9 protein-coding genes and 1 pseudogene are annotated in these 12,805 nt (G+C 39.9%); 5 read left to right on the top strand and 5 right to left on the bottom strand.

Translation table 11 applies throughout. The features are described 5' to 3' along the window. Positions 1–5: 5 nt before the first annotated feature. Positions 6–1,022, bottom strand: coding sequence for a thiazole biosynthesis adenylyltransferase ThiF (locus tag TY13_RS02860; RefSeq protein WP_042471402.1), 1,017 nt, complete (start codon positions 1,020–1,022; stop codon positions 6–8). 62 nt (positions 1,023–1,084) lie between these two features. Here TY13_RS02860 and TY13_RS02855 point away from each other — a divergent pair, with 62 nt between their 5' ends. From TY13_RS02855 to moaC, 3 genes and pseudogenes are all read left to right on the top strand, one after another. Further along, a complete protein-coding gene (locus TY13_RS02855; RefSeq protein ID WP_042471399.1) occupies positions 1,085–1,582 on the top strand; it encodes a MogA/MoaB family molybdenum cofactor biosynthesis protein in 498 nt (165 codons plus the stop codon). After that, positions 1,579–2,043: pseudogene (locus TY13_RS20950) on the top strand (molybdenum cofactor guanylyltransferase); the annotation flags it as partial. The gene TY13_RS02855 and the pseudogene TY13_RS20950, both read left to right, overlap by 4 nt. 105 nt (positions 2,044–2,148) lie before the next feature. Continuing rightward, positions 2,149–2,631: a cyclic pyranopterin monophosphate synthase MoaC gene (moaC, locus tag TY13_RS20820; RefSeq protein ID WP_042472376.1), complete on the top strand. Its 483-nt coding sequence runs from the start codon at positions 2,149–2,151 to the stop codon at positions 2,629–2,631. 83 nt (positions 2,632–2,714) lie between these two features. On the opposite strand, the gene moaA is transcribed toward moaC, so the two are convergent. Both moaA and fdhD read right to left on the bottom strand, forming a co-directional pair. After that, the gene (moaA, locus tag TY13_RS02840) at positions 2,715–3,731 is read right to left on the bottom strand and encodes a GTP 3',8-cyclase MoaA (RefSeq protein WP_042471396.1); all 1,017 of its coding nucleotides are present in this window, start codon (positions 3,729–3,731) and stop codon (positions 2,715–2,717) included. 32 nt (positions 3,732–3,763) lie between these two features. Then, positions 3,764–4,573, bottom strand: a complete 810-nt coding sequence (gene fdhD / locus TY13_RS02835; protein ID WP_042471394.1) for a formate dehydrogenase accessory sulfurtransferase FdhD — start codon at positions 4,571–4,573, stop codon at positions 3,764–3,766. Positions 4,574–4,900: 327 nt separating this feature from the next. Here fdhD and fdhF point away from each other — a divergent pair, with 327 nt between their 5' ends. Then, the gene (fdhF, locus tag TY13_RS02830; protein WP_042471392.1) at positions 4,901–7,834 is read left to right on the top strand and encodes a formate dehydrogenase subunit alpha; all 2,934 of its coding nucleotides are present in this window, start codon (positions 4,901–4,903) and stop codon (positions 7,832–7,834) included. A gap of 4 nt (positions 7,835–7,838) precedes the next feature. Continuing rightward, on the top strand, positions 7,839–8,315 hold the full coding sequence (locus TY13_RS02825) for a DUF1641 domain-containing protein (RefSeq protein WP_042471389.1): 477 nt from the start codon (positions 7,839–7,841) through the stop codon (positions 8,313–8,315). Between the two features lie 162 nt (positions 8,316–8,477). On the opposite strand, the gene TY13_RS02820 is transcribed toward TY13_RS02825, so the two are convergent. Continuing rightward, complete coding sequence (locus TY13_RS02820; protein ID WP_042471387.1) at positions 8,478–11,075, bottom strand: VWA domain-containing protein; 2,598 nt, start codon at positions 11,073–11,075, stop codon at positions 8,478–8,480. Continuing rightward, complete coding sequence (locus TY13_RS02815) at positions 11,059–12,804, bottom strand: vWA domain-containing protein (protein ID WP_042471384.1); 1,746 nt, start codon at positions 12,802–12,804, stop codon at positions 11,059–11,061. The genes TY13_RS02820 and TY13_RS02815 overlap by 17 nt, the downstream gene beginning before the upstream one ends. Between the last annotated feature and the right edge of the window lies 1 nt (position 12,805).

Genomic DNA, 12,805 nt, shown 5'->3' with positions numbered 1-12,805 from the left:
CCCCTTTATCCTAGTAAACGATAATAAATGCTTTTAGCTTGCTGGACATCCTGCACACCATGAATAACAACTCGCCCATCTTGAAAAAGGACAAAGCGGTAATCCTCTGTTTGACAGGAAAGCAAATAAGGGTTTTGTTGAATTTCCCCATAAGGTCGAAACTGATTCGCAAGTTGCTGCAAGTCATAGTGAACTGGCTGTGGCGGGCGAATTTGAACAGCATCACGCCCGCATAATATATCGAGCTTTGTTTGATTTTCATAGGCTAAATATGGATAGCTCGGATTCGTTCCACAGGATGGACAACTGTCACTCCGTATGCTGTCTACATTAATTTCATAATGTTGATTACGCCAAACATCAAACGTTAAATAGCTTTTTCGCAATGCTGCTATATCTCCTACTAACACTTTTAGCACTTCAGCTACTTGATAGGCCGCTACAATTTGTACAGTCGGACTAATAATTCCTACTGTATCGCAGGTTGCCCCTGTATTTGGTACGACGGACAACAGGCAGTGTAAGCAAGGTGTTACGCCAGGCACAATTGTATAGGTAGCACCATAGCTGCCAACACAAGAGCCATACACCCATGGGATTCGATACTTTTGGGCAAGATCATTGAGAAAAAAGCGAATATCGAAATTGTCAGTTGCATCTATAATAAGATCTACATCATCAAGCAATGCTGTAAACAGCTCTGTATGAGCATCTAAAATATGTACATCAATCGTCACTTCTGTGTTAATTTGCTGTAATCGCTGTTTTGCAGCAATTACCTTTGGGATTTTTTGTAGCGCATCTTGCTCTGTATATAGTTGCTGCCTTTGTAGATTACTCCATTCCACATAATCACGATCAACCAGCGTCACTTTGCCAATACCGGCTCGTACAAGGGCTTCTGCACTTGCACTGCCCAATGCACCAGCACCTACAATTAGTACATGCTTGTGCTTGAGTTGTTGCTGTCCTAATTGTCCAATTGGATGAAATAATTGTTGTCTAGAATATCTATCATGCATGGCATTTTTGCCTTTCTATTTATATTTTTATTATAATAAGATTCAGAAAAGGAGGCTTATGTATGACACATCCTACACATCACCATCTATCCATACGAGCTGCAATTTTAACAGTGAGCGACACGCGTACAATAGCGGATGACCGTAGTGGCCAACGTATTCAAGCATTGCTTGAAGAAGCTTCATTCACATTAGCAGACTATCAAATTGTTCAAGATGAACCTGCTGAAATTTCTCGATACGTTCAAAATTGGTGTGATGACTCGACAATCCATGCCATCATTATAACAGGAGGAACCGGCTTTACAGCAAGAGACCAAACATATGATACAGTGGCCCCCCTTTTCGATAAGGAGATGACGGGCTTTGGCGAGCTGTTTCGAACACTTAGCTATAATGAAATTGGCGCAAAAGCAATGTTTAGCCGTGCAACAGCAGGCAGCCGCAAGCAAACAGCAATCTATGTACTGCCTGGCTCTACTAATGCTGTAACGCTTGCAATGACGCAGCTTATTTTACCTACAATCCAACATTTTGTTGGCGAGTTACAGCGCTTATGAAAATTGCAGGTGTCGTATTAGCAGGAGGACAATCCTCTCGCTATGGTCAGCCAAAAATGTTTGAACTCTTTGCAGATCAGCCTCTATATCAATATAGCTTAAAAGCTTTACAACAAAATCAGCTACAGCCTTTAATCATAGCAACAAATTCTAGCTTACAATCAAGTTTTGCAGCAGATAATGTGCAATGGCTTATTGAGCAGCAGCCGCATCAAGGGCCACTCTTTGCCTTGCATAATGTTATGGAAAACTTCCCTAGTGTTGAGTGGTTTTTCGTATTAGCGTGTGATATGCCTTTTATCAATGCTCAGTTTGTCCAAACATTACTCTTATTTATAGATGAACGTTATGATGCTATTGTGCCGAAACAAGTCGATAAATTGCAACCTCTTGCAGCCTTGTACAGACGTAGTGCATATCCGATAGCAAGTGAATTAGTCCAACAAAATCGACGTAGTATGCAAGCTTTATTAGGAAAGCTTCGTGTTTGCTATGTCCCATTCGAAAACGATACAATGGCATTTACCAATATCAATACACAGCAAGATTGGCAAAGGAGTCAAGCTATGAATAATTTTACCCATTGGAACGAGCAAGGTCGTCCAAAGATGGTCGATATATCTGCTAAAGATATTACACAGCGTACAGCTATCGCCCGTAGTATTATCACTTTATCTAATGAAGTATATCAAGCGATTCAGCAAGGGCATATCAAAAAAGGTGACCCTACACAAGTAGCTCAAATTGCTGGCATTATGGCTGCAAAAAAAACAGCAGATATTATCCCAATGTGCCATCCAATTATGCTGCAAGGAACAGATTTTCATTTTGATTATCAACAAACAACATCTGGATACGAGCTACATATTGAAGTGATGGTCACATGTAGCGGTAAGACAGGTGTTGAGATGGAAGCACTGACAGCCGCTTCTGTTGCAGCGCTGACATTTTATGATATGTGTAAAGCAGTCGATAAATCGATGGTTATTAAAGAAACATGCCTTATTCAAAAAACAGGTGGAAAAAACGGTACGTATATACGTGAGTAATCAGAGGGGGCTGTCTGGAAATTCTAGACACGCCCCTCTTTAATGGGCGAACCCTATCTTTAAACTAGAAAATTCAAAAATAGTTACCCACCAATGTGCGACATTTCGATTTTTGCGTTTTTTCTTTTTTGCATCGTTTGTTCATTTCGTTCATCAGAATAGCGATCCGTGCGCTTTTGCCATACGCTTGCTAATTGCTCAGTAATAATGGCATCATCAGCTCCAGAGCGTAACAATTCTCTTAAATTAACACCTGTTGTTGCGAATAAACAAGTGTATAATGTCCCTTCTGCTGAGATACGTGCACGTGAGCATGTTGAACAGAAAGATTCTGTAACAGACGATATAACCCCTATTTCTCCTTGTCCATCCTCATATTGATAGCGTGACGCTACCTCTCCTGTATAATTCGGTTTCGTGGCATTGAGCGGTGAAAACTGCTGCACTTGCGCAAGAATATCCTTTTTCGGCACAACATCATCTAAACGCCAGCCGTTGGAATTCCCTACATCCATATATTCAATAAAGCGGAGAATATGTTGTTTTTCCTTGAAAAAGCGTGCCATCTCTGCGATATCTTGCTCATTTTTACCTTTTTGTACAACCATATTAATTTTTACAGGTAATCCTGCCTCTGCTGCTTTTTCAATTCCTTCTAACACCGTAGCTACTTTTCCACGCTGACCATTCATCTCCGAAAAACGTTGCTCATCCAGCGAATCTAGGCTAACAGACACTCTCGACAAACCTGCCCGTGCTAAATCCTGTGCATATTTTTTTAATAAAGTGCCATTGGTCGTCAAAGCAATATCCTCTACGCCAGCTATTTGCTGAATGCGTTCAATTAAAGTGGGCAAATCTCGTCGTAGTAAAGGTTCACCGCCTGTAATTCGCACCTTTTTTACACCTAACGATACAAAAATTTTCACTAATCGTTCAATTTCTTCAAAGCTTAAAATTTTATCGGACGGTAAAAATGCATAATCTGGTCCAAATATTTCTGCTGGCATGCAATATCGACAACGAAAATTACAGCGGTCTGTTACAGATATCCGCAAGTCTCGCAATGGTCTGTGTAGCTGATCTTGTACATTCAGCATCTTTAACCCTCCTTTTCCTCAGTGTCCAGATTTTATAGCTCCGAACTATCTTGTGTCAGCTGGATGCGTTCTGGATGTGTATAAATATTCAGTGAATTATGACGAATAAAGCCTACTGTGGTAATACCTAATTGCTCGGCTAATTGCAATGCCAATTCTGTAGGCGCTGATTTTGACAGAACGATTGCACAGCCAATTTTAGATACTTTTAATAAAATTTCAGAGGAAATACGCCCGCTAAATACAATAATTTTATCCTGCATATCAATTCGCTGTCGCATACAATAGCCATATATTTTATCAAGCGCATTGTGCCGCCCGATATCCATGCGCGTTAATAGTATGCCGTTACTATCGCACAAAGCTGCATTATGCACGCCACCTGTTTGCTTAAATATTACTGCTGCATTTTGCATCTCCTGCATAAAGCGAAAACAATCTTCTGTCGTAATACGAGTTTGAGTATCTTTCATTGTTTTCGCGGTCAAAGCGTCGCTAGCAAATACAAAGCCCTGCCTGCTCATACCGCAGCATGAAGTGATATAGCGTTTGTTTTGGATTTGTTGGTAATATGGATTCACTTGCTTCGTTGTAATATGCACAAAGCCCTCCTGTTGCTGATACCAAATATCCTCGATATCTTCAAAGCCTCGGATTACACGCTCAGAGGCTAAATAGCCAATTACCATATCCTCCACATATTCCGGTGTGCAAACCATTGTCACAAATTCCTGCTGATTAATTTTAATTGTCACAGCATGCTCTGTCACAATCGTATCCTCTATCTCCTTCACATGCTGATTATCAACACGCAAAACTTTTCGCATAACTGCTTTTTCCATCAGTCATCACCTCTATTCACTAATAATATTTTCTGGCTAGTTTGCTACTATTATAACATCATCAATGAAAAAACAATTGCAACAAGTCATATAATAAGGATTGTTCATTCAAAATGAAAGCGCTATAATAAAAGTTAGACAAACGAAATTAAGTGAATTTTATGAATGCTATTGTCAAATTAATTGAAAAATAGATTGAGTTTTTAGCTCATTCTGTTAAAAGTTTTATCCGCCACGAATGACTAACATGCAAATAGCGTGTCATTTCTTGGTGGATTTTTTTAATATAGTATTCCATCAAGATGAAGAGAATAAGGGGGAATTAAATTGACTAATATTACCATTAATGGCGTATTATATCCTATAACTGAAGGTGCAACAATTCTTGATACAATTAATCAAAATAATATTGCTCATCCGCAAATTTGCCACTTGCCAGTTGTTGACCCCATCGAAACATGCGATACATGCATTGTTGAGGTAGATGGGCAATTAGTGCGGTCTTGCTCGACAAAAGCGGTACATGGCATGAGTGTACAATTGGCCTCTGCTAAAGCAAAAGCTGCACAAACAGAAGCTATGGATAGATTATTAGAAAATCACTTACTATACTGCACAGTTTGTGATAATAACAACGGTAACTGCAAATTGCACAACACTGCACAAATGATGGAAATTGAACATCAAAAATATCCTTATAAACCAAAAGTGGAACCACATCAAGTAGATATGTCACACCCCTTTTACCGCTATGATCCAAATCAATGTATTGCCTGCGGTCAATGTGTAGAGGTATGTCAGAGCTTACAAGTGAATGAAACTTTATCAATTGATTGGGAAGCCGAAAGACCTCTTGTTATTTGGGATACAGGCGTTGCTATTAATGACTCTTCCTGTGTTGGCTGTGGTCAATGCGTTACAGTTTGCCCATGTAATGCATTAATGGAAAAAACGATGCTTGGAGAGGCTGGCTTTATGACTGGGCTGAAGCAAGATACATTAGACCCTATGATTAACTTAATTAAAGAAGTTGAACCAGGCTATAGTGGTATTTTTGCCGTTTCTGAAATTGAAGCTGCGATGCGTAGCAAGCGCACTAAAAAAACAAAAACCGTTTGCACATTTTGCGGTGTAGGCTGCTCATTTGAAGTTTGGACAAAGGAACGCAAAATTTTAAAAATACAGCCCTCAGATGGACCTGTCAACGCTATTTCAACTTGTGTTAAAGGCAAATTTGGATGGGATTTCATCAACTCAGAAGAACGACTAACAAAGCCTTTAATTCGTAAAAATGATGAATTTGTCGAATCCTCTTGGGATGAAGCTCTTGATTTAATTGCGAGCAAATTAGGCAGCATTCATGAGCAATATGGCTCAGGCTCTATCGGCTTTATTTCTTCTTCAAAAATTACCAATGAGGAAAACTACTTAATTCAAAAAATGGCGCGTCAATTGTTCCAAACAAATGATGTCGATAACTGTTCACGCTACTGCCAATCACCTGCTACAGACGGTCTAATTCGCACAGTTGGTCTAGGTGGTGATGCAGGTACAATTAAAGATATTGCAAAAGCTGGTCTTGTTATTATTATCGGAGCAAACCCTGCTGAGGGGCATCCTGTATTAGCTACCCGTGTCAAACGTGCACATAAATTACATGGACAAAAATTAATTGTTGCCGATATTCGTAAACACGAAATGGCGGAACGTTCCGATATTTTCATGCGCCCAAAACAAGGAACAGATCAAGTTTGGTTAATGGCTGTTACTAAATATATGATTGACCAAGGCTGGCATGATGAAGCCTTTATTAAGGAAAATGTTAATTATTATGATGAATTTAAAGATGTGCTAGCAAAATACACATTAGACTACGCGGAACAACAAACAGGTATCTCAAAGGAAACATTAATCCAAGTAGCTGAAATGATTCGCGATGCTGATGGCACATGTATTCTTTGGGGTATGGGTGTAACACAAAATACAGGTGGCTCTTATACATCTGCAGCAATTTCTAATCTACTATTAGCTACTGGGAATTATCGTCGCCCAGGAGCAGGTGCCTACCCATTACGAGGTCATAACAATGTACAAGGTGCTTGTGATATGGGAACATTGCCTCATCTATTACCAGGCTATCAAAAGGTTGTAAACGATGATGAGCGTGCAAAATTTGAAGAAGCTTACGGTGTCAAAATTCCCGCACAGCCTGGTCGAACAAATATGGCGATGTTGGATGCGATAATGGAAGGCAAAATGAAAGCAATGTATTTGGTTGGAGAAGATATGGCACTTGTAGATTGTAATTCAAACCATGTTGATGAAGTGCTCTCACAATTAGATTTCTTCGTTGTGCAAGATTGCTTCCTATCACGTACAGCACAATATGCCGATGTTATTTTACCTGCTGCTCCATCGCTTGAAAAAGAAGGAACCTTCACAAATACAGAACGCCGTGTACAGCGTCTGTACCAAGCTTTGCCAACGCTAGGTGACTCAAAAGCTGATTGGGAAATAACACAAGAAATTGCGCGTCGCTTAGGAGCGGATTGGAATTATAATCATCCGAGTGAAATATTTGATGAGATGGCTAGCCTTTCACCTTTATTTGCTCAAGCAAATTATGATGTGTTAGAGGGCTGGGGTAGCTTCTGCTGGGGTAGCTCTGACGGAAGAGATACACCTTTATTATATGAAGACGGCTTTAACTTCCCTGATAAAAAAGCACGTTTTGCTTTAAATGACTGGATAAAACCTGTTGAATATGAGGCGCAATATGATTGCTTAATTAACAATGGACGTATGCTAGAGCATTTCCATGAAGGAAATTTAACGAATAAATCAAAAGGTATTCAAGCAAAAGTACCTGAAATTTTCGTTGAAATATCACCTGAATTAGCTAAACAGCGTGGGATAGAAGATGGTGCTCTTCTGCGCCTCGTATCGCCATATGGTGCATTGAAATTAAATGCACTTGTCACAGACCGCGTTCAAGGAAATGAGCTGTTTTTACCGATGAACTCCGTTAGCAAAGATTCAGCAATTAATTTCCTAACAGGGCCAGCAGCAGATATCAATACATCTACTCCTGCATATAAACAGACCAAGGTGCGGATTGAGGTGCTGAAGCCTAAGGGGAAATCGCCACTTCCTAGAACAAACCCGCGCTATAAACAGCGCCACCCACAAAATGGTGTAGAAGTACAGCGCAAATGGGATCGCCCTGGCTATGTGCATTTAACAACGAATGGAGGGAAGTGATAAATTGGCAAAATTAATTTCTACGATAAAAAAAGAACAGTTAACTGAAGAGCAATTGCAGGCCCAGAAACTCGAAGATTTAAAGCGCCTTGTAACAGATAACGAAGAGGCTGTGACGCAAATCTTTACAATCTTAACTGAATTGAATGATATAGGTGCACTAGAAGCAGCTTCAAAATTAATTGAAGCAAAAGAAGAGATTGCCCACATTACATTAGGTCAATTAACACGGAAACCTGTTACAAATATAATTAATAATTTAATGGGCGTTGCTGGTGCATTGTCTGATATGGACCCAGCAACTACGACAAAACTTATCGATGCTTTAAATAGCGGGATAGATGAAGCAAATAAAGCCGTAGAAACAGATGAAAAAATCGGTGTTTTACAATTAATGAAGCAATTAAAAGACCCTGATGTTAACCGCGCTGTAAATTTTGGCGTACATTTTTTAAAAGGGCTCGGTAAAGGGCTAAAATAATGAAATAGACAAAAGCGCAAGAAATCGAATTTCCAATTGATTCCTTGCGCTTTTTCTTATCACCATCACATATAAAAAGATGATCCCTAATATAGGAATCATCTCTTAATTGCTTGTTAACATGGTTGCCTCGACACTTTGAGTAAAAGCACTTCTGTTATCTTATGAGCGTTTTTTCATACCTTTCAACAATTGGGCAACGTTTGTGTCCTCAGCTTGTACAGGCTGCTGCTCTAAAATTGGTGCTGCTTTTCTTGATTGAACGAAAAAGCCCCAACCAAAGCGACGTAGCGTAATATCAATAAAGAACAGTAGCATACCTGCTAGTAAGAGCCATACCGCAATATTTTGGCGTTCAGCACCTTTAGTTGTGAAGTCACGGAATACTTCAGCTGGTTCTTTCAAAATGGCACCGCCTGTTTGTTCCGTCAAATCTTGAACTAGCCTTTCATTCACAGGCTTCAACTCATATTCCGAGCTATATGGAACTGTTAAACCAGCCTGATAAATGGTTTGCTCTTCGTCTGCAATACGGAAAAAGATTAGCCCTTGCTCTGTCTCCACTGTCGCTCTTACTTGTGATGCAGAAATCATCTCAAGCTGTGTTTCTAGCTCTTCCCCTGCCTCATTTACAGCAACAATATCTAAAAAGGCTGCTTCATTTGTTGGGTCTGTAATAACAAAAGAGCCATCTGCATCTAAACGAACATCGTAGGCAATATCATTATAGCTTGGGAGCATTTGTGATAGCAGGGTTTGCCAGAACATGCCCCATTCCTGCCATCTTGCCCAGTCGCCTGTCCATTTTCCTGTTGAATCAGAAGTAAAGGCGAATGTTTTCCCTAAGCCATATTGCCATTGTGCAAGTACAGGGTCCTCCTTCGCACTTTCCGCTACAACGATTGCACCTTGCTTTGCTGTAGTGCCGATATAAGCATTCATCTGCGGCACACCTTGTGCAAACAGTGCATTCCAGCCAGATGCATTGTAGATCGTAGGATAAAACGGATTATCCTCAATGTAAGTGCGCGAAATCATTGCTGTTTCCCGCGATAAAATAGATGGGATTGTTTGTTCATCTACAGCATCGTAAAAACGCCCACTTCCCATTTCACTTAATTGTTGTAGTAGTACACCATCTGCATCACTGCCAATCGCTACTGTTGATAGCGTAATATTATTGCCTTTACCTTCTTCAATTAATTCTTCATAATTTCCAGACTGAGACTGACCATCTGTTAATAAAATAATATGCTTTCGCTGCAATTGTAAATCTGCTAAATTTTCATATGCTAACGCTAAAGAGGTATAAATTTCGGTACCACCGCCAGGCGTTACCGATAAAATTGTATCAATAGCATCTTCCTTATTGCCTAACGGGCCTGTTTCAATAATTTCCCATGGCCGATCATCAAAGGCGATAAAGCCTAGCGTATCTTCCTCACGTAGCAATTCGACTGAACGGGCTGCTGCTTCCTTGGCAAGCTCTATCTTATTACCATACATACTACCAGAGCGGTCAAGTACAATAACAAGACCTAGTGAAGGAAGCTGTTCCTTACCTTTTATCTCCATTTCAACAGGCAATAACGCTTCAATTGGCGTTTTAAAATAACCACCTAAGCCAAAGCTATTTTCCCCACCAATCATGGCAAAACCTACACCGAAGTTTTTCACAGCCTGTTCAATAACAAGCATTTTCGCCTCGCCAACTAAATGTCCTGGTACATTATCAAAAATAATGGCATTGTATTGTAAATAGCTTGAAAGCTCGTTTGGTAAGCTTGTAGCATCGACAACGTCATAAGATATTGCATGTTGACCAAGCGCCGCTGCAATTGGAGACGCGCTATCATAGCCATTAACAACTAATAGACGTGGTTCACTTTGCACCATTGTAATACTTGTTAGCTTATTATTTTCATAAATTGCATCTTCTCCAACTTGTACAACGGCCTCATATTTAACAAGCCCCTCAGATTTCATGCTGTGCTTATACGTAAAAACATTCGAGCCTTCCGTCAGCTCAATTGCTTCACGATGTATAAGCTGGTCATTTTCATATAATAAAAGCTCCCCTTGCCCAGCTTCTGTCGCATAAATTTCTGTTACGAGCTGCTGTTGCTCTCCAGCATAAGCAACTTGTGGCGTCACAAAACTTTTCAATGACACGTCATTGCTAATATTTTGCTGGAATGGAACAACATCAACGCTCATTGTAGAGCCTTTTAGCTTAGTCGTAAACTCTAGTACGTCGCCTTTTGTTTCATTACCATCTGTTAATAGTACAAAGCGTGTTGCCTTTCGCGGGTCAACAATTCCTGTAGCTATTTGTAATCCTTGCTCAATATTCGTTTCACTATTATTTTTTAATGCTGTAAATTTCGGTACTTCCTTTAAATCAGCTGCTATAGTAGCTTCAGTTTGCATTGTTGAAGCAAAGGAATAAATGCCGACTGCTTGGTCATCCTTTTTCGATTTTAAGCTTTCTACTATAAAATCAGTAAGCTCCTGCTCCGTTGTATTCATTGACGCTGATCGGTCGACTAAAAAAATAATTTGCTGCTCTTTAATCGGTAGTAGAATGTAAGGACTTGCAATCGCAAATACAAGACAGCAGGCTGCCGCAATTCGAATACATAGCACTACAATATGACTTTTCTTTAGGCGCTCTCGTTCACGCCAATAGGTCCAACTAAAATAAATCAACACTGGAAGTAATAGCAACAAAGCGAGCGGTATATCAATTCGTAAATCCACGGCGTCGTTGCACCTCCCATTCTGCAATTAACAATATTAAAACAAGCAGGATAATCCACGGTACAATGGATGATTTTGATAGCTCTTCTTTCCCGTTGTCTGGTAGAGCTCCAATGGTATAGCTTGTTCCCTCTTCAATCGTACGCTCCTGTGCTTGCAATTGCACAATAAAGCGCTTCTCTTCATCCGACGAACGTGCAATATAAGCACCTGGCTTCATTGGAGCTGTTAAAATGCCATTTGTTACAGTTGATAAAAACTCATCATCCTGCGAATACACAGACCAATCTCCTTGTGCCAATGCAACTACTCGTTCCTCATTTGGAGCAAATATGCCAAGTGAGCTAGACGCCTCTAATAATTGCTGCTCCACGCTCCATAAAAACAGTGGAAACGATGGATGTAATGGCCAATCTGTATCTTCAATATCCGCTAAAATAACAATATCTCCCTCAGGAGAACGTTGGATGAACGGCTCTTCATCAACTGTTGCAATTGTTTTATAGCTATCAAAGCCTTCATACAATGCACCTACATAAATGTCCTTTAAATCGCTAAATGCGAATAATGCATCATTTGTCGTGCTAACATTGCCCACAGCTTCTCGCTTTTCTACATCATCTCTTCCAAATAAAATAAGAGGCTTTGTCGTTTGTCCGAGCAATGTCGCTTGATTCGTTACTATGACTGCGTCTTTATTGTCAGTTAGCTGTAGAGCAGGCACCATTTTAACATTAGGCTGTATTGCTTGAAATCCTTTTTGAATAAGCTGATGCAAGCTTTGATCAACGACTAATGCAGAGCTAGTTGTTTGTAGCAATGCTATTTGCGTGTTATCAATTGCATAATCATCCTTTACTGCAATTTGAGCCGTTATCGTTGTAGAGACAGGTAGGTTTTTAAAAGTTTTCGAAACAGTTTCCTTTGCAGGTAAAGTGACTTTTTCACTGACAAGCTCATTATTTTTAACATCATACAATGTTAGCGTCGCCTGCTGCTCCTCCTTCGTATCGTTACGAAGCTGCACAAGTGCCATGACAGCCTGCCCATCTGTAGTCGCGGCAAAGCGTGTAATCGCAATGTTTTTTAAATCCTTTGCTGCCCCTTTCACAATCCACTGTACCTCGTCCTTTTCAATCGGCAATTGCATTTTATCAAGCGCATCCGTAAAAATATAAACGGACGTTGGCAAATTCCCAATAAAAGCCTGTGCTACATCAAGTGATTTGTGAATTTGGGCTGTTTCATATGTTACTTGTAATGCTTGAATTGCTTGCTCAATCGCACTCATATTAGTTTCTTGCTGCAATATAGCTGTCGGAGCATGTCCTGTTGTAATAAGTGTTACTGGCCTACCGTTTAAATCATTAATTAACGACAGCATTTCGCGCTTATGTAGCTCAAATGTTGATTGCTCTTTACCTGCCAGCATTGTTGCTGAAGTATCAACAATGAAGACTACTTGTGAACCCGCAATTTTTGATTTATTAACATAGGGATTCATCAATGCAAGCACAAGTAGCAATAATGCAAGCAATTGTAGATAGAGCAATGCATTTTTTTGCAAATGCTTTAAATACGGTGATACACGTGTTTCCTGCATAATTTCTGACCAAAAAAGGGTTGAAGAAACAGGCTGATCCGTATATTTTTTACGGAAGAAATAATATAGTAGAACAATAACTGGAAAGATGGCCGTCCAGCTATAAAGTATTTGACTAAAGCCCATA

The organism is Bacillus ndiopicus (assembly GCF_000612805.1).
GTDB lineage: Bacteria > Bacillota > Bacilli > Bacillales_A > Planococcaceae > Metasolibacillus > Metasolibacillus ndiopicus.
This window is presented reverse-complemented; position numbering and strand designations above follow the sequence as displayed.

What these genes read in the sequence shown, in the direction of transcription:
- TY13_RS02855 (WP_042471399.1), top strand. Translation starts at nt 1,085, where the DNA reads ATGACACATCCTACACATCACCATCTATCCATACGAGCTGCAATTTTA.
- moaC (WP_042472376.1), top strand. Translation starts at nt 2,149, where the DNA reads ATGAATAATTTTACCCATTGGAACGAGCAAGGTCGTCCAAAGATGGTC.
- moaA (WP_042471396.1), bottom strand. Translation starts at nt 3,731, where the DNA reads ATGCTGAATGTACAAGATCAGCTACACAGACCATTGCGAGACTTGCGG.
- TY13_RS02860 (WP_042471402.1), bottom strand. Translation starts at nt 1,022, where the DNA reads ATGCATGATAGATATTCTAGACAACAATTATTTCATCCAATTGGACAA.
- TY13_RS02815 (WP_042471384.1), bottom strand. Translation starts at nt 12,804, where the DNA reads ATGGGCTTTAGTCAAATACTTTATAGCTGGACGGCCATCTTTCCAGTT.
- fdhD (WP_042471394.1), bottom strand. Translation starts at nt 4,573, where the DNA reads ATGGAAAAAGCAGTTATGCGAAAAGTTTTGCGTGTTGATAATCAGCAT.